General features: G+C 70.6%; 15 protein-coding genes. 7 read left to right on the top strand and 8 right to left on the bottom strand.

Translation table 11 applies throughout. The features are described from left to right. Positions 1 to 34: 34 nt before the first annotated feature. Entirely contained in the window at positions 35 to 1081 is a 1047-nt protein-coding gene (locus AB0G47_RS04635) for a LacI family DNA-binding transcriptional regulator (RefSeq protein WP_360764044.1), read from the bottom strand. A gap of 207 nt (positions 1082 to 1288) precedes the next feature. On the opposite strand from AB0G47_RS04635, the gene AB0G47_RS04640 reads away from it, so the two are divergent. Both AB0G47_RS04640 and AB0G47_RS04645 read left to right on the top strand, forming a co-directional pair. Beyond that, entirely contained in the window at positions 1289 to 3205 is a 1917-nt protein-coding gene (locus tag AB0G47_RS04640) for a hypothetical protein (RefSeq protein ID WP_360764046.1), read from the top strand. Positions 3206 to 3316: 111 nt separating this feature from the next. Continuing rightward, complete coding sequence (locus AB0G47_RS04645) at positions 3317 to 5566, top strand: terpene synthase family protein (RefSeq protein WP_360764048.1); 2250 nt, start codon at positions 3317 to 3319, stop codon at positions 5564 to 5566. A gap of 33 nt (positions 5567 to 5599) precedes the next feature. On the opposite strand, the gene AB0G47_RS04650 is transcribed toward AB0G47_RS04645, so the two are convergent. Then, complete coding sequence (locus AB0G47_RS04650; protein ID WP_360764050.1) at positions 5600 to 6460, bottom strand: metallophosphoesterase; 861 nt, start codon at positions 6458 to 6460, stop codon at positions 5600 to 5602. Positions 6461 to 6508: 48 nt separating this feature from the next. Then, on the bottom strand, positions 6509 to 8158 hold the full coding sequence (locus tag AB0G47_RS04655) for a cytochrome bc complex cytochrome b subunit (protein WP_360764052.1): 1650 nt from the start codon (positions 8156 to 8158) through the stop codon (positions 6509 to 6511). A gap of 431 nt (positions 8159 to 8589) precedes the next feature. On the opposite strand from AB0G47_RS04655, the gene AB0G47_RS04660 reads away from it, so the two are divergent. Then, entirely contained in the window at positions 8590 to 9729 is a 1140-nt protein-coding gene (locus AB0G47_RS04660; protein ID WP_360765088.1) for a class I SAM-dependent methyltransferase, read from the top strand. On the opposite strand, the gene AB0G47_RS04665 is transcribed toward AB0G47_RS04660, so the two are convergent. The 3 genes from AB0G47_RS04665 to AB0G47_RS04675 form a co-directional block, all read right to left on the bottom strand. Then, a complete protein-coding gene (locus AB0G47_RS04665; protein ID WP_360764053.1) occupies positions 9695 to 10789 on the bottom strand; it encodes an LLM class flavin-dependent oxidoreductase in 1095 nt (364 codons plus the stop codon). The genes AB0G47_RS04660 and AB0G47_RS04665 overlap by 35 nt on opposite strands. Next, positions 10789 to 11328 (bottom strand): SRPBCC family protein, encoded by a 540-nt coding sequence (locus AB0G47_RS04670; RefSeq protein WP_360764055.1) that lies wholly within the window; start codon positions 11326 to 11328, stop codon positions 10789 to 10791. The genes AB0G47_RS04665 and AB0G47_RS04670 overlap by 1 nt, the downstream gene beginning before the upstream one ends. Positions 11329 to 11432: 104 nt before the next feature. Continuing rightward, the gene (locus AB0G47_RS04675) at positions 11433 to 11930 is read right to left on the bottom strand and encodes a helix-turn-helix domain-containing protein (protein WP_360764056.1); all 498 of its coding nucleotides are present in this window, start codon (positions 11928 to 11930) and stop codon (positions 11433 to 11435) included. Positions 11931 to 12177: 247 nt separating this feature from the next. Between AB0G47_RS04675 and AB0G47_RS04680 the strand changes: the two genes are divergently transcribed. Together AB0G47_RS04680 and AB0G47_RS04685 are read left to right on the top strand one after the other, a co-directional pair. Further along, the gene (locus AB0G47_RS04680) at positions 12178 to 13038 is read left to right on the top strand and encodes a MoxR family ATPase (protein WP_360764057.1); all 861 of its coding nucleotides are present in this window, start codon (positions 12178 to 12180) and stop codon (positions 13036 to 13038) included. Further along, the gene (locus AB0G47_RS04685) at positions 13035 to 14468 is read left to right on the top strand and encodes a VWA domain-containing protein (protein WP_360764059.1); all 1434 of its coding nucleotides are present in this window, start codon (positions 13035 to 13037) and stop codon (positions 14466 to 14468) included. Before AB0G47_RS04680 ends, AB0G47_RS04685 begins: the two co-directional genes overlap by 4 nt. A 75-nt stretch (positions 14469 to 14543) precedes the next feature. On the opposite strand, the gene AB0G47_RS04690 is transcribed toward AB0G47_RS04685, so the two are convergent. Together AB0G47_RS04690 and AB0G47_RS04695 are read right to left on the bottom strand one after the other, a co-directional pair. Next, positions 14544 to 14699 carry a hypothetical protein gene (locus tag AB0G47_RS04690; RefSeq protein ID WP_360764061.1) on the bottom strand — a complete coding sequence of 52 codons (156 nt, stop codon included), beginning with the start codon at positions 14697 to 14699 and terminating at the stop codon, positions 14544 to 14546. A 448-nt stretch (positions 14700 to 15147) separates the two neighbouring features. After that, positions 15148 to 15744: a hypothetical protein gene (locus AB0G47_RS04695; protein WP_360764062.1), complete on the bottom strand. Its 597-nt coding sequence runs from the start codon at positions 15742 to 15744 to the stop codon at positions 15148 to 15150. 314 nt (positions 15745 to 16058) lie between these two features. On the opposite strand from AB0G47_RS04695, the gene AB0G47_RS04700 reads away from it, so the two are divergent. Together AB0G47_RS04700 and AB0G47_RS04705 are read left to right on the top strand one after the other, a co-directional pair. After that, positions 16059 to 17162, top strand: a complete 1104-nt coding sequence (locus AB0G47_RS04700) for an amidohydrolase (RefSeq protein WP_360765091.1) — start codon at positions 16059 to 16061, stop codon at positions 17160 to 17162. A gap of 126 nt (positions 17163 to 17288) precedes the next feature. Then, positions 17289 to 17417, top strand: coding sequence for a hypothetical protein (locus AB0G47_RS04705; RefSeq protein ID WP_360764064.1), 129 nt, complete (start codon positions 17289 to 17291; stop codon positions 17415 to 17417). The last annotated feature ends 1 nt before the right edge of the window (position 17418 follow it).

Genomic DNA, 17418 nt, shown 5'->3' on the forward strand with positions numbered 1-17418 from the left:
CTCAAGGCGGGGACGTGCATGTGGGGAGCGGTGCTCAGGGGGCGGCGCGGGCGGCGGTGCTGCCGCGCGCCTCCAGGTGCGGGAGCTGGTCCTGGACGCGGACGGCGGGGCCGCCGTCGAGGAGGGCGATCAGCTGCTCGGCCGCGTGCCCGCCGTAGACGGCGGTGTCGCGGACCAGGGCGGTGAGCGCGGGGTGGGTCGAGCGGGTGAGGACGGAGTCGTCCCAGGCGACGATCGCAAGCTCCGCGGGTACGGAGATGCCGTGCTCGGCGGCGACACCGAGACCGGCGACGGCCAGGACGTCGTTGTCGTACACGATCGCGGTGGGCCGCCGCTCCCCCGCCAGGACCCGGCGGGTGGCCTCGGCCCCCTGGGCGTCGGAGTAGTCCGTGGTGAGCGAGTGCACGTCGCTCAGGCCGCGCCGGTCGGCCTCGGCCCGCAGGGAGCGGATGCGGCGCCGGGTGTGGGTGAGTTCGGGGAGCCCGGCGATGTGCGCGATGCGGCGGTGGCCGAGCACGTAGAGGTGGTCGACGATGGAGGCCATGGCGAGGGCGTCGTCGGCCCAGAGGTTGGAGATGCCGGGGTAGTCGGTGTGCGGCTCCGGCAGGGTGCCCACGACGACGGCGGGCAGTCCCAGTTCGTCGAGGAGCGGGAGCCGTGGGTCCGTGCCGCGCGGGTCGACGACGAGCATGCCGTCGACCCGGCGCTCGGCCCACCAGCGGCGGTAGACCGCGCACTCCGCGTCGATGTCCTCGACGACCTGGAAGAGCAGCCCGAGCCTGCGGCGCGAGAGCACCTCCTGGATGCCGGAGACGAGCTGGAGGAAGAACGACTCGACGCCCAGCGTCCGCGCCGGTCTGGCCAGGACGAGCCCGACCGTGCCCGAGCCTTCGCCGGAGAGGGCCCGCGCGGCGGCGCTCGGCCGCCAGCCGAGCTCTTCGGCGACGCTGCGGACGCGGTCGCGGGTGGACTCGGAGACTCCGGGCCGCCCGTTGAGCGCGAAGGAGACGGCGCTCTCCGAGACACCGGCCCGCACGGCGATGTCCTTGATGGTGGGGCGCCGTGCCGGAGTGCGACGCATGCGTGACCTCCCCTCGCGTTGACCGACCGTTGGCTGACCACTGACTGGCCGTTGATGGACCGTTGATGGAACGACGCCTGGCTAAAGCGCTTGAGGGCGAGCAGGCTAAAGCGCTAAAGATGCCCGCGACAAGGGGGCGTGAGAATACAAATTCCGGTGCCGTTACGGGTATTGACGAGGCCGTGTTTCTGCTTCACTCTCACCCGGATGAGCCCAGAACCAGGCCACCAGCCCTTCATGCACGGCTACGACGCCGAGGCGCTGAAGAACTGGAGCCCGCGGTCCGACCGTTGGGCCCGCTACTTCCGCTCACGTGTTCCGCTCGCGCCCCGCATCGCGCCGTTCCCCGCCACCCAGGGCCGGCCCGGACTCCCCACCGGCGCCCAGGTGATGAACCTGTGCAACGACTACGACGGGGCGTTCTTCACCGCCCGGAAGTACGACGACTCCTTCGCCCGGCGGCTGCTCCGCTTCTGGCAGTACACGGACTTCTACGGCTCCTGGCACGGTCTGCCCGTAGACGGATCACCGGTGGCCGAACCGGTCCACGGCCTGATCAACCCGCCCAATCCCGCCTACACGGACGCGGCGCACCGCAATGGCGTCAGAAGCCTCGGCTGCTGGTTCTGGCCGCGGCCGGGCGAGTTCGCCGCGTATCTCGAGCGGCGCCCTGACGGCACGTACCCGGTGGCGGACAAAATGATCGAGATGGCCGCCTACTTCGGATTCGACGGCTATTTCATCAATCACGAGGCCGAGACCCCGCCGGACGAGGCGAAACGGCTGCGCGAGCTCCTTGGATATCTGCGGTCCAGGGCTCCGGAGGGTTTCCACATCCAGTGGTACGACACGATCCGGCCCGGCGGCGGGCTCGACTACCTGAACCACCTGAACGAGGAGAACGCCCCCTGGCTGGCGGCGGGCGCCGACAGCTTCTTCGCCAACTACTGGATGACCGAGGCCGGCGTCGAGACCTCCCGGGCCACGGCGCTGCGGCTCGGCCGCGACCCGTACGAGGCGGTCTTCCACGGCACGGAGAACGAGCAGTTCGGCTTCGATCCGGAGTACGACCCGCGCCTCGTCTTCCCCGAGGACCGCCCGGCCAGGACCAGTTGGGCCCTTTTCGGCTCGCACTTCGTGTGGGAGCTGCATCCCGGGCACGAGGACCCGGACGCACAGGACGCCGTCTTCGAGCGGGAGCGCCGCTACTGGTCGGGCCCGTCCTGCGACCCCACGCGGACCGGGCGCGCCCTGACCCACGAGCCCGGCGCTCCCGAGCCGGACAACCACCTCAAGTGGGACGGCGTGGCGCACTACGTCACCGAGCGATCGGTGATCGGCGCCTTCCCCTTCGTCACCCGCTTCAACACCGGCCACGGCCGCGGCTTCTTCCTGGCGGGGCGCCGGGCGAGCGACGCGGACTGGTACAACGCGTCGGTCCAAGACGTCCTGCCCACCTGGCAGTTCTGGTCGGAGGAGGGCGGGGACGCGCCGCCGGACTTCGACTACACGCGGGCGTACGACGGCGGCTGCTCGCTGCGCCTGCCGGGCGGCGCGAAGGTCCGCCTCTACAAGACGGAGCTGGCGGTGCGCACGGGCGCGGAGAGGGTCTCGGTCACGTACGCGGGGGCCGGGGGCGCCCTGGAGGTTGGGCTGCTCTTCGCCGACGATCCGGGGAAATTCGTTTGGCTGCGGGCGGGGGCGGGCCCCGGCACCGAAACCGGATGGCACACGTCCACCCACCCCCTCGCGGGGTTCCGCGGCCGCACGATCGCGGCCCTTGCCGTGCGTACGGCATCTGAGGTTCACCTCGGTGAACTCGCCCTGAGGCAGGAGGTGTTCGTACCACCGGGCCGCCCCGAGGACTTCCAGATCGACACGGCGTACGCAGCTGGCGACACAGCCGAGGTATTCCCCTCCTGGCGCATCGCGGACCCCGGAGAGGTCTGGTACTACGACCTGCGCCGGGACGACGAGTGGCTCGGGCGGATCTACGACGAGGTGTACTACCTGAAGTCGCTGCGGCGGCAGGGGAACGAGGCGGCCACGGAGCTGACGCTCACCCCGGTCGCCCCCGACGGCACACCGGGCGAGACCGCCACCTGCTCCATGAACTGGGTTTGAGTTCCACGGATCACGCGATGGTGTGACGCCCCGGCGGCCGTCGCATCGTGCGGCGCCGTACGGGTAGTGCTGAATGGCCCATACGCCGCCGAGCGAGGAGATAACGACCGTATGTCGCAGCCGTTCGACCTGCCCAGCTTCTACATGGTTCATCCCGCCCGCCTCAACCCGCATGTGGAAGAGGCGAAGGCGCACTCCAAGAAGTGGGCACGCGACATGGGGATGCTGGAGGGCTCGGGTGTCTGGGAGGAGGGCGATCTGGACGCCCACGACTATCCGCTGCTCTGCGCCTACACCCACCCCGATTGCGACGGGCCCGCGCTGTCGCTGGTCACCGACTGGTATGTGTGGGTGTTCTTCTTCGACGACCACTTCCTCGAACTCTTCAAACGCACCCAGGACCGGGAGGGCGGCAAGGCCTATCTCGACCGCCTTCGGGCCTTCATGCCCATGGATCTGTCCACGCCCGTGCCGGAGCCGACCAATCCGGTCGAGGCGGGGCTCGCGGACCTGTGGGCGCGGACGGTGCCGCACATGTCGCAGGGCTGGCGGGAACGGTTCGCCGAGAGCACGAAGAACCTCCTTGACGAGTCCCTGTGGGAGCTCTCGAACATCAACGAGGGGCGGATCGCGAACCCCGTCGAGTACATCGAGATGCGCCGCAAGGTGGGCGGCGCGCCCTGGTCGGCGGGGCTCATCGAGTACGCGACGGGTGCCGAAGTGCCGCCGGCCGTCGCGCAGTCCAGGCCGCTGCGGGTCCTCAAGGAGACGTTCTCCGACGCCGTCCACCTGCGCAACGACCTGTTCTCGTACCAGCGGGAGATCGAGGACGAGGGCGAACTCTCCAATGGCGTCCTGGTCCTCGAGAAGTTCCTGAACTGTACGACGCAGGAGGCCGCGGAGGCGGTGAACGATCTCCTGACCTCGCGGATGCAGCAGTTCGAGAGCACGACGCTCACCGAACTGGCCCCGCTGTTCGCCTCCACCGGGCTCCCCGCGAAGGAGTGCGCGGACGTCCTCGCGTACGCCAAGGGCCTGCAGGACTGGCAGTCCGGCGGGCACGAGTGGCACATGGTCTCCAGCCGCTACATGAACGAGAAGGCCGCCGCCGCGTCCTCGCCGCTCGCAGGACCTTCGGGCCTTGGCACGTCGGCCGCCGGGATCAAGGCGCTCCTGGCGGCCACGGGCGCGGAACGGCTGCGCGGCCACACGCACGTCCCCTTCCAACGGGTCGGTCCCTCGCTCCTCCCGGACTTCAACCTCCCCTACAAGACAACGCTTTCGCCCCACCTTCAGGCGGCGCGCCCGCGCTGTGTGGAGTGGGCGTCGCGGATGGGGATGCTGGAACCCCAGCTGGGAGTGCCGAGTTCGGACATCTGGGACGCGCACAAGCTGTACGGCTACGACTTTCCGCTCTGCGCGGCGGGCCTCCACCCGGACGCGGACCTGGAGGCCCTGGATCTGGGCTCGCAGTGGCTGACCTGGGGCACGTACGGAGACGACTACTTCCCGGTGGTCTTCGGCAGGCCCCGCGACCTGGCGGGCGCGAAGCTCTGCAACGACCGGCTCTCCCTCTTCATGCCGCTGGACTTCGCCGACATGCCGGTGCCGGCGAACGCGCTGGAGCGGGGCCTGGCGGACCTGTGGCAACGCACGGCGGCGCCGATGGACGAGGAGGCACGCCGCACGCTCCGCACGTCCATCGAGGTCATGACGGAAAGCTGGCTCTGGGAGCTGGACAACCAGGCGATGAATCGTATCCCCGACCCCGTGGACTACATCGAGATGCGCCGCCTCACCTTCGGCTGCCCCCTGACGATGAGCCTGTGCCGCCTGGGCAACGGCCCGCAGGTCCCGCAGGAGATCTACCGCACGGGCCCGATGCAGAGCCTGGAGAACTCGGCCGGCGACTACTCCGCCCTGATGAACGACGTCTTCTCGTACCAGAAGGAGATCGAGTACGAGGGCGAGGTGCACAACGGCGTCCTCGTCGTCCAGAACTTCTTCGACTGCGACTATCCGACGGCACTGGGCATCATCGACGACTTGATGAAGTCACGCCTGAGCCAGTTCCAGCACACGGTGACCCATGAACTCCCGGTCCTCTACGACGACTTCGCCCTCCCCCAGGAAACACGGAACATCCTGGACGGCTACGTACGCGAACTGGAGAACTGGATGGCGGGCATCTATACCTGGCACCGCGACTGCCGCCGCTACCGCGAGAAGGACCTCTCCCACGGCCCCCTCAAGACCCCCACGGGCTTCGGCATGGCAGCCGTACGCCCCGACTGGCTCCGCGACTTCGGCCGCGCCGTCGACCGCCAGATGGAGGCGGCGGCCGAAGGCGCGCAGGATTGAGGAGCCCCGCATCGTCGAGGAGCCCCGCATCCCTCACGCCCCGTCGCCCGGCTCCGGCAGGATCTGGCGGAGTCTCGGGGCCGGGTGGCGGTCGCGGCGCCATTCGCGTGGGTAGCCGACCGAGACCTCCTGGAAGCGGACCCCGTCGTGCCAGGTGGTGCGGGGGATGTGGAGGTGGCCGTAGACCACGGCGGCCGCCTCGTACTTCACGTGCCAGTCCGCGGTCAGTTCGGTGCCGCACCACAGGGCGAACTCCGGGTAGTGCAGGATCCGTGTGGGGTCGCGCACCAGGGGCCAGTGGTTGATCAGGACCGTGGGGAGGCCGGGGGTCCGCTGGGACAGGCGCTCCTCGGTGTACGCCACGCGGGCGCGGCACCAGTCGTCCAGGCCCAGGTAGGGGTCGGGGTGCAGCAGCACCTCGTCGGTGCAGACGACGCCCGCCGCATGGGCGGCCTCCAGGGCCTTTTCCTTGGTGTGGGTGCCTTCGGGGCGGAAGGTGTAGTCGTAGAGGAGGAAGAGGGGGGCCACCGTGGCCGGGCCGCCGGCGCCGCGCCACACGGGGTAGGGGTCCTCGGGGGTCGCGGCGCCCAACTCGCGGCAGAGTTCGACGATATGGCGGTAGCGGGCCTCGCCGCGCAGCTTGACCGGGTCGCTGGGGTGCGTCCACAGCTCGTGGTTCCCCGGCGTCCACACCACTTTGGCGAACCGGTCGGTGAGGGTGCGCAGCGCCCATTCGACGTCGGCCAGGCGCTCGGCGGTGTCCCCGGCGACGATCAGCCAGTCCTCGTCGTTCTGCGGGCGCAGGGATTCGAGGAACTTCCGGTTCTCGTCGTACGCCACGTGCAGATCACTGATGGCGTACAACTTCGGTGTGTTCTCCGGTGCTTGATTCACTACGCGAGGCTAACCGCAGCGCCTCCGCCGCGTGGCGATCGGCCCCTGTCAGTGGTGAGAGTCACCGCCGCCCCGCTGGATCTCCAGATACTCCTCGGGCGTCGCCTTGGGCACCTGCGCCGAAGGCCCGTACATGGCCCGCCCCAGGCGCGCCCGCAGCCGCTGGCCCCGGGTGACCTTGCGGGCCACGCCGTTCGCGTCCACCAGCGGCCCGATCTCGTACGGCTTGGGCTGCTCGTGCGCCGTGAGCGTGTACAACTCACCCTGACTGAGGGGCACATGGACCTCTACGTACTCGCCGTGCGGCAGCCGTTTGATCGTGCCGCTCTCCCGCCCGTGCAGCGCCTTCTCGCGGTCGCGGAGCTGCAGGCCCATGCACCATCGGTGGGTGATGACGTAGGCGATGACCGGTCCCGCGAAGAAGCCGACGCGTACGAACCAGGTGATCGCGTTGATGGAGAGATGGAAGTGCGTGGCCCACAGGTCGTTGCCGCCGCCGATCATCAGGATGCCGAACAGCGTCAGCCACGCCACGCCGAGACCGGTGCGCACGGGTGCGTTGCGCGGCCGGTCCGCGATGTGGTGCTCCCGCTTGTCGCCGGTGACCCAGGCCTCGATGAACGGATAGACCGCGATCGCCACCATGATCAGCGGGAAGAGCGAGAACGGGATGAAGACGCCGAGTTGGAGCGTGTGCCCCCAGGCGTTGATCTCCCAGCTGGGCATCACCCGGATCAGCCCCTCGGAGAAGCCCAGATACCAGTCGGGCTGGGCTCCCGTGGAGACCAGATCGGGACGGTAGGGGCCCATCGCCCACACGGGGTTGATGGTGGCGATCGCCCCCATGACCGCGAGGACGCCGAAGACGAGGAAGAAGAAGCCGCCGGCCTTGGCGATGTAGATGGGCAGGAAGGGCGCCCCGATGACGTTCTTCTCGGTCCTGCCGGGCCCGGCGAACTGCGTGTGCTTGTGGTAGAAGACCAGGATCAGATGGGCGACGACGAGCCCCAGCATGATCCCCGGCAGCAGCAGCACATGCACGCTGAAGAGCCGCGGAATGATGTCGTCGCCGGGGAACTCTCCACCGAAGAGGAAGAAGGAGAGATACGTCCCGATGACCGGGACGGACAGGATGGCGCCCTGCGCGAAGCGGATGCCGGTGCCGGAGAGCAGGTCGTCCGGGAGCGAGTAGCCGGTGAGCCCCGTGATGATCCCGAGGAACAACAGGGTCCAGCCGAACAGCCAGTTGAGCTCGCGCGGCTTGCGGAACGCCCCGGTGAAGAACACCCGCATCATGTGCACGAGCATCGCGGCGACGAAGACGACCGCGGCCCAGTGGTGGATCTGCCGGATCAGCAGACCGCCGCGCACCTCCATGCTGATGTCGACCGTGGACTCGTACGCCCGGGTCATCTGGATGCCCTTGAGCGGTGTGTAGACACCGTCGTAGACGACCTCGGCGCCGCTCGGCTCGAAGAAGAGGGTCAGATAGATCCCGGTGAGGATCAGGATCAGAAAGCTGTAGAGACAGATCTCGCCGAACATGAAGGACCAGTGGTCCGGGAAGACCTTGCGCATCTGCGTCTTGGCCAGGGAGTTGATGCCGAGGCGGCCGTCCGCCCAGTCGGCGACCCGCTCACCCTTCCCCGCAGGTGCCGGCCGTCCGCTGCTCCGGGTGTGCTCGACACGTCCGCTCATGCGACCCCCCTCAAGGCGGATCCCAGGGTAGATCGTGAAGGTCGCCACGCCAACAGGCCCTGCAGCAGCGCCAGTTGACGATCATCGGGCGCGCAGGTCAGGGGTGTGCGGCGGCGGCGCCCTGGGGACGGAAAAGGCGATTGCGGGCGCGTCTTCACGTATGAGACATTCATTCGGCTGAGGCATGCGCTCGGCCCCACTCCCCCATCTCCTCGAAGGAGCCGGTGATGACGCTCGGCACAGTGCCCGGTCCGGCACCGCGTCCGGTGCCCGGTCTGGTGCTCGGCGACTCCTCCCGCACTTCGACGCGGGAGCCGCGGCTCCACTGAGCCCACTGCCCGGCCCTCCACGGGCCCTTCCACCTCCCGCTCCTCGTCGAAGTGCTGTTCGTGCCCCGCACGTTCACCCTCTGAGGAGTATCTGTGTCCGAGATCCACCGGATCCACTGGACCGACGGCGATGCCGAGCACACCGTCCGCTGGCGCTCCGAGACCGGGATGCCGCGGCCCGTCCGCGTCGTCCCGGCCGACGACCGGCTGAGCGCCGCCACCGCCCACCGTCTGGCCTGCGAAGGCACCGCTCTGCTGTGGCAGGGCGACTTCCAGCAGGCGCGCCAGATGCTGCGCGCCATGGCCCGCCGCATCGACCGCAAAAGCCCTGCCCCTGCCCCGGCCGCCTCGCCGACGGCCGCCTTCCACCTCCACCGCCGGGCCGCGGGACACCGTGCCCGTGTCCTCGCCAAGCTCCTGGTGCCGCTGGGCGAGGACCACACGCTCGGCCTGCGCAGAGCGCCCGACGTCCGCGCCGCCTGCGAAGAGGCGTACGGCCCACCCCGGGGCGACGGCCCGTGGGCGGTCCCGCTGCGGGAACTGCTCGGCGTCATCGGCGCGCATCAATGGCGTACGAAGGGTGTGGACATCCCCGCGATCGGCGCCAGGATCCACCCGCACTACGGCGTGTTCTCACCGGTCAGGGGCGAGTACGTCGACCTGGTCGCGCGGGCGCCGCTGCCGGCCGCGGCCCACGGGGCGAGGGCCTTCGACCTCGGCACCGGCACCGGTGTCCTGGCGGCGGTCCTGGCCCACCGGGGCGTGCGGCACGTCGTGGCCACGGACAGCAATCCGCGGGCCGCGGTGTGCGCCGCCGACAACATGAACCGCCTGGGCCTGACCTCCCGAGTGGAGATCGCCACCGGCTGCGGGCTCTACCCGCCGGGCCGCGCCGCCCTGGTCGTGTGCAACCCGCCCTGGCTCCCCGCCAGGCCCAACTCGGCACTGGAGCAAGGCGTCTACGACCCCGCAGGCACCATGCTGCACGGCTTCCTCTCAGGCCTCGCCGATCATCTGCTGCCCGGCGGCGAAGGCTGGCTGATCATGTCGGACCTCGCCGAACACCTCGGCCTGCGCTCCCCCGGCGAACTCCGCTCGGCGATCACCGCGGCGGGCCTGCACATCCAGGACCGCCTCACCACAAGACCCCGCCACCGCAGACCGACCGACCCGGCGGACCCCTTGCACAAGGCCCGCGCGGCGGAGGTCACGTCGCTGTGGCGGCTGCGGGCCGCCCGGTAGGCGCGCCCGGCTCCCGCTCCACCTCCCGCACCAGCTCGATCGCCCACCCCAACGTCGCAAGCCGCGCCTCCAGGCTCTCGCCCGCCGGGTAGAAGCGGACCGTGTCCACGCCCGCGTCGCGCCAGACGCGCAGGCGGGCGCGGACCATGGGCTCGGTGCCGATGAGGGTGGTGGCCAGGACCATCTCGTCGGTGATCAGGGCGGCCGCGCCGTCGCGGTCGCCGGACTGCCAGCGGGTGCGGACCTCGGCGGCGATATCGGCCCAACCCTGCCTGCTGTAGGCGTTGTTGTAGTAGTTGGTGGTGGCGGAGCCCATGCCGCCCAGGCTGAAGGCGAGTTCCTTCTTGCGGCCCGCGACCATCGTGCGCAGCGCGTCCTCGTCGTCGGCGAAGGCGACTTCGGCGCCCTGGCAGACGTTCAGGTCGGCGCGGGTGCGCCCGGCGGCGGCCAGGCCGGCGTCCAGGTGGTCGAAGTACGCCTCCTTCGCGCCCTCCGGCACAAAGCTGGTGCCGAGCCAGCCGTCCGCGATCTCGCCGGTCAGGCGGAGCATCTTGGGCGAGAGGGTGGCCAGATAGACGGGCAGGTCGTGTTCGGCGCGCATCGACAGGCGCATGGGCCTGGCGTCGCCGCCGGGCAGCGGGAGGGTGAACTCCCGTCCCGTGTAGGAGATCTTCTCGCCCGTGGCCGCCTGGCGGACGATCTCCACCGTCTCCCGCATCCGCGTCAGCGGGCGGGCGAACGGCACTCCGTGCAGGCCCTCGATCACCTGTGGCCCGGAGGGGCCGAGCCCGAGGATGAAGCGGCCCTCCGAGATGTTCGAGAGGGTGATCGCCGCCCGGGCGATGGCCGCCGGGGTCCGGGTCGCGAGCTGGATGATCCCGGAGCCGAGCGTCATCCGTTCGGTGCGCGCCGCCAAGTAGCCGAGCGGGGACGGCGCTTCGGCGCCCCAGGCCTCGGCGACCCAGCAGATGTCCATCCCGAGCTTCTCCGCCTCGGTGACGAAGTCGGCCGTCTCCCGCCAGTTCGCTCCCGACGCCTCGATCGTCGTCGACGTACGCATCAGGCGCCCTGCCCTTCGGAGGGAGCCGGGGTGCCCTCGGCCAGCTCCTTGATCGCGTCCAGCGTGGCCGCCATGTTCCGCTCGAACTCCCTCATCCGTACGAAGACGATCTTCTGTTCCTTCTCCGGCATCCGGTCGATCGCGAAGGAGAGCCCCGAGCGTCCGGGGCCCAGCTGCATCCACTGGGTGAGATCGGTGCCGCCGTCGCCCCGCGCCCGCAGGCTGAACCGCCATACGGCGCTGGGGTGTTCGGGGTCCTCGACCGCCCAGGCGAAGACCCGCGGCGCCTCGCACTCCACGACGTACGACGTCGTCTCCCACGCACCGAACGACTCGTGCTCGCTGCGGCCGACGAACCGGGCGCCGGTCGTGGGCGATGTCGCCCCGTCGAGCCACTCGACCGACCGCAGCTCCGCGCTCAGCGTGGGCATCAGGCCGATGTCGGCCACCAGTTCCCACACGCGTTCCGGTGACGCCGCGATCTCCCTGCGCGCCTCGGCCGTCGGCGTGTCCGCGTAACGCGCGCCCGTCCACTCCATCGTGGGTCGCCTCTCTGTCGTCGCTGAAGTCGTCCCTGACCACGAGAGTTGCGTAGATAGACTTACTCGTCAAGGGTGTGCAGGGACGGGCGTGGGGAGGGTGGTCAGCGGCTGAAGCGCTTCTGGACGTCCGGCCGTTCGGCCAGTCGCGCCGGGTAGCCGGGGCCCATGCGCGCGGTGGTGTCCGCGGCCGTCATCGGCTCCTTGCAGTGCGCGCAGACCACCTCGGCGGCGGCCTCGTGCCCGCAGCGGTCGTGGTGGAAGACGACCGGCGGCCCCTCGTCGCCGCTCAGCCAGCGGTTGCCCCAGCTGTTCATCGCCGCCAGGACGCCGAAGAAGTCGCGGCCCTTCTCGGTGAGGAGGTAGTCGTAGCGCACCGGCTCGCTCTGGTAAGCGCGCTTCTCCATCAGGCCCTCGTCGACCAGGCGGCGCAGCCGGTCGGTGAGCGTGTTGCGCGCGATGCCGAGCTCCTGCTGGAAGGCGTCGAAGCGTTTGATGCCGTAGAACGCCTCGCGCAGCACCAGCGGAGTCCACCAGTCGCCCAGCAGGTCCATGGTGCGGGCGATGGAGCAGGGCCAGTCGGCAAAGGAGGTCCGCCTCATGCCGCAAGGATACGAGGGGGATGCAAGAAGGACGCCCGGGACCCGGTGGGTCTCAGGACAAGACCCAGCAGCCCGTGGCCGGTGCCGCGGCGCCACGTGACGTACGACCCAAACACGGCCGCCCCGTTGTGTACGGGGCCCGGAGGCTGATCAAGTGGCGGGAGTCATCGTGTCGTTCCGTGCCCAGTGCCTAGTGCCCAGCGCCCAATGCCCACTGCCCACTGCCCACTGCCCACCGGAGGCTCCGTTGCTCTTCACATCCGTGGACGATGTCGCCGAGCGGCTCGCCGAGACGGGGTATCTGGCGTCGACCGCCGTCGCCACGACCGTCTTCCTCGCCGACCGCCTGGGCAAGCCCCTCCTCGTGGAAGGTCCGGCGGGCGTCGGCAAGACCGAGCTGGCCAAGGCGGTCGCGGAGGTCGCGGACGCGACGCTCGTGCGGCTCCAGTGCTACGAGGGCGTGGACGAGTCCCGCGCCCTGTACGAGTGGAACCACGCCAAGCAGCTCCTGCGCATCACCGCGGGCCGCGACGAGTCGTGGGACGAGACGCGTACGGACATCTTCAGCGAGGAGTTCCTGCTCCCGCGACCGCTGCTCACCGCCATCCGCGGCAGCGACCCCAAGGTCCTCCTGATCGACGAGACCGACAAGGCGGACGTCGAGGTGGAGGGGCTGCTCCTCGAAGTGCTCAGCGACTTCCAGGTCACCGTCCCCGAACTGGGCACGATCACCGCGACGCGGCGCCCGTTCACCGTCCTCACCTCGAACGCGAGCCGCGAGCTGTCCGAGGCGCTGCGCCGCCGCTGCCTCTTCCTGCACATCGGCTTCCCCGAGGAGGAGTTGGAGCGCCGCATCGTACGGCTGAAGGTGCCGGGGCTCGACGAGACGCTGGCCCGGTCCGTCGTCCGCGTGGTCGGCGCGCTGCGCGCGATGGACCTGCGCAAGGTGCCATCGGTCGCGGAGACCATCGACTGGGCCCGCACACTGCTCGCCCTGGGCGCCCACTCCCTGGACGAGGACGTCGTACGCGACAGTCTCGGCGTCGTGCTCAAGCACCAGGACGACGTGCTGAAGGCGGCGGCCAAGCTGGACCTGGACGCCGTGTGAACGCGCCGTCCCCGACCGGCGTCCCGGAGCGTCTGACGGCCCTCGTCCAGGCGCTGCGCTCGCACGGCATCCGGATCGGTACGGGCGAGACGGTGGACGCCGGGCAGGCCATCGAGGCCCTCGGCCTGAGCGACCGGGAGCGGGTGCGCGAAGGCCTGGCGGCGGCGCTGCTGCACAGTGAGGGGCAGCGCCCGGTCTTCGATCCGGTCTTCGATCTGTACTTTCCGCGCGGGGTCGGCGCTCCCGACGCACCGGACGGCGCCGGGCGGGAGTTCGACAGGGACGAGCTGCGCGACCGCCTCACCGCCGCGCTTGCCGCCAACGACCGGGCGCTGCTTGCCCAGTTGGCGGCGGAGGCGGTGGACGGCATGGGCGGATACGGGACGCGTCCGGGAGCGGACGGGTCCGGTGGATCCGGTGGATCCGGCGGCTCGGAGGGGTCCAGTGGCTCGGACGGCTGGTCATCCCACCAGACGCTCCAGCGACTGCGCCCGGAGACGCTCCTAGCGCGCGTTCTGGCCGCTATCCGCGCCGGCTCCGCCGACTCCGGGTTCACCGACCGCATCGAAGCGGACGAGATCCGCCGCCGCATCGAGGACTTCCGCACCCTCGTGGGCGGCGAGGCACGCCGCAGGGTGGCCGAGCGGCGTGGCGCGGACCAGATCGCGCGGCGGGCGATCGCCCCGACCGCCGACCGCGTCGACTTCCTGATCGCGGGCCGCGCCCAGCTCGACGAACTGCGCAGGACGGTGCAGCCGCTGGCCCGCAAACTCGCCACCCGGCTCGCCGCACGCCGCCGCCGTGCGGCCCGCGGCCGGATCGACCTGCGCCGCACGCTGCGCGGCTCGCTGTCCACGGGCGGCGTCCCGATGCGCCCCGTGCTGCGCCGCCGTCGCCCGGTCCGTCCCGAACTGGTGCTCCTGTGCGATGTGTCGGGCTCCGTGGCGGGCTTCGCCAACTTCACGATGCTGCTTGTGCAGGCGCTGCACGACCAGTTCAGCAAGGTGCGGGTGTTCGCCTTCGTCAACCGCGTCGACGAGGTGACCGACCTCATCGCGCGCGGCTCGGCCGACCCCGAGGGCCTCAGCGGCCGCATCGTCTCCGCGGCCGCCGTGACGCGCTATCACGGGGGCAGCGACTACGGCACATCGCTCGGCGAGTTCGCCGAGTGCCATACGCGGGTGATCACCCCGCGCAGCACGGTCTTCATCCTCGGCGACGCCCGCACGAACATGAGCGACCCGAACGTCCACGCCCTGCGCGACATCGCCTCGCGTGCCCGGCGGGTCTACTGGCTCAACCCCGAACGCCGCGCCCTGTGGCAGACCGGCGACTCGGTGGCCGGCACCTACGCCGAGCTCGTCGAGATGTACGAGTGCCGCAACGCGCGGCAGCTCAGCGCGCTGATCGGGCGTCTCCTTCCGGTGTGACCCGTCTGGGCCGTCCGGACCGTCTCGCCCGACCGGCCCGACTGCCTCATCCGCCCCTCCGGCCGCGGGGCACGTTCATCGGGCGAACCAGCTCGCGCCCGCGAGCGGGCCCACGACCGCGGCGGCAAGGGCCACCAGGCGGTACGGCACCTGCTGGATCGTCACACGCATTCCGCCGATGCGCAGTTCGAAGAACGGCGGGGCGGGCGGTGGCGTGGTCTTGGAGCTCATCGGATTCCCTCCGGGAAGTGTCGAGGAGCGCGGACGGCCCTCGGGCCATGCGCACAGGGTCGGAAAACCACGAAGCCCCGCCTGCTGGAGGCGGGACTTCGGGAAGGGTGTCGATATCGGCGGGCGATATGGGCGGGCGATATGGGCGGGTCAGTCATTGCCTGCGGGCTCGCTCGCACTGATGCGAACTGTGTCTGCGGGCGGCGGGTGCGTTGCCGGTCTCGGTCTCGCCGTCGTGCGCTGGTCCATGGTTCCTCCTCGGGGGCCGGTGGCCCGTGTGCACCATCTGCCACGGTTCCGGCAGGTGCGCCGGGCTCGCGCTTGCGCGACCGCGAAGCGGCTCGGCCCGGTGCACCTGCCGGGTTCGTGGCCTGATGGACGCACGGGCCACCGGCCCCCGAGGAGCGATCAGGATGTGCGCGGCGCTCGGCCGGTCACACGCGGGCCGTCACCTCTGTCGTACGCGCAGAGCGGTCTGCTCCCGGAAGACGTCTCTCAGGTCCTGGCCCACGCGGCCGTTCCGGATCTGCCTGCGGAAGCGATAGAGCCGTCCCTCGACGGCTCGCTCACTGATCCGGAGGCGCTCGGCGATCTCGCTGTGCGGGTAACCGGCAGCCACCAGCCCGAGCACGGCGCTGACTTCGGGCCCGGCTGTCCGCAGCGCCCGCTCCAGCGCGTCGCGGGCCACGACGCCGAGGGCGGGGTCGGCCTGGGTGACCTTGACGGACAGCGCGGCAGCATCGGCGTCGCGCGGGAGAAGCAGGCGTCGGCGGGTCCGCTGCCACTTGCGGAAGACCGCAGGGAAGTACAGGACCAGGCTGCCCACGAAGTACGTCTCCAGTGCCGCTCCCCTCCGTACATCCCAGGTGGACCACACCTTGTCCAGGTCTTCCAGGACGGCGAGGAGAGTCTCGCCGGCCAGGACATGGCGCTCGTCGGGCGAAAGGCGCAGAGCTTCGAGGTCGGCGGAGGTCGGTCTTACGGGGCGGCCCCTGGCAGCGCACCGTTCGTAGATCTGCCTCGAACGGATCAGGTCCCGCAGCACGCCGTATCCGTACGTCGCAAGATGATCGCGGATCTCCTGCGGCGGATCGCCTTGCCCAGGCTGATACCCCTGCGTCCTCAGGCTGCTCGTCGTTCCCCGTAACTGTCCCACGATGGTTATATGCAACACGAACCCCAGAACCCACGCGCGGTTGACAAGTTTTTTTGACCCATGAGTTGACCCATGAGTGTCGGCCGGGGCCGCACCTGACGACCACGCTCTGGAACTGAGCCCCCTTAAGCTGTTCCGGCACGAGCGGACAGAAGCGGCGAGGAGACGACGTGGCAGGCGGCGCGGACCAGGTCAAGGCGGGGATCCGGGCGCGGATCGGCGGGGTGCGCGAAGAGCTGGTCGGACTCAGCCGGCGGATCCACGGCCATCCGGAGATCGCCTTCGAGGAGCGGCGGGCCGCCGGGTGGTGTGGCGATGTGCTGCGCGACCACGGCTTCGCGGTGACCGCTCCCGCGTACGGGCTCGAGACCGCCTTCGAGGCGACCGTGGGCTCGGGTCCGGTGACCGTCGCGCTGGCCTGTGAGTACGACGCGCTGCCGGGGATGGGGCATGCCTGCGGGCACAATCTCATCGCGGCGGCGGGCGTGGGGGCCGCGCTCGGTCTTGCCCCGTTCGCGGATCAACTGGGGCTCACCGTCCGGGTGTTGGGGACCCCCGCCGAGGAGAGCGGGGCCGGCAAGGCGCTGCTGATCGACGCCGGTGCCTTCGACGGGGTCGACGCGGCGATGATGATCCATCCCTGTCCGTTCGAGGTGGCCGACTTCCGTTCGTACGCGATGGGGGCGCTCTCGGCGACGTACACGGGGAAGTCCGCGCACGCCACGCTCAACCCGCAGGACGGGCGGAACGCGGCGGACGCGCTGACCGTGGCGCAGGTGGCGCTCGGGCTGCTGAGGCAGCAGCTGCCGGGCGAGTGGAAGGTGCACGGGATCACCACCGAGGCGGGGACCGCGCTCAACGCCATTCCCGAGCGGGCGAGCGCCGCGTACGCGCTGCGGACGCCGTCCGTCGAGGAGTTGCGGGAGCTGCGCGAGCGGGTGGCGGACTGTTTCCGTGCGGGTGCGCTAGCGGCCGGGTGCGCGCTGGATCTGGAGCAGCCGGCGCCGGACTACCTCGACTTCCGGTCCGATGCCGCGCTCACCGCGCTGTGGACGGCCAACGCCCGGGAGCTCGGGCGGCCCGAGCCGCAGCAGCGCGGCCCGTTCGCCTCCACCGACATGGGCAATGTGTCGCACGTCGTGCCGTCGATCCACCCGGTGCTCGACATCAGCGGGGGCGGCTGCGCTCCGCACCAGCCGGAGTTCGCCGCGGCGTCCGCGACGCCCACCGCCGAGCAGGCCATGGTCGACGGGGCGGTGGGGCTGGCGTGGACGGCGGCGGACTTCGCGGCGGCGCGGTCGGCGTGACGGTCGCGCGGGGCGCGCGGGTCGTCACGATCGCGCCGGTCGTGACAGTCGCGGCTGTTGCGGCTGTTGCGGCTGTTGCGATCTGAGCCGTCAGCCGACCGTCGTGACCTTCGCGACGACGGGGCGGTGAGGCTTGCGGGGACGGCGGCGGAGTTCGCGGCCGCGCGGCCTGGCCTGACGGTCACGCAGATCGCGCCGGTCGCGCAGATCGTCACGATCACGCCGGTCGTGACACTCGCGGATCTCGCGATCTGAG

This window comes from Streptomyces sp. NPDC021622, from assembly GCF_040640795.1.
Taxonomy (GTDB): Bacteria; Actinomycetota; Actinomycetes; order Streptomycetales; family Streptomycetaceae; genus Streptomyces.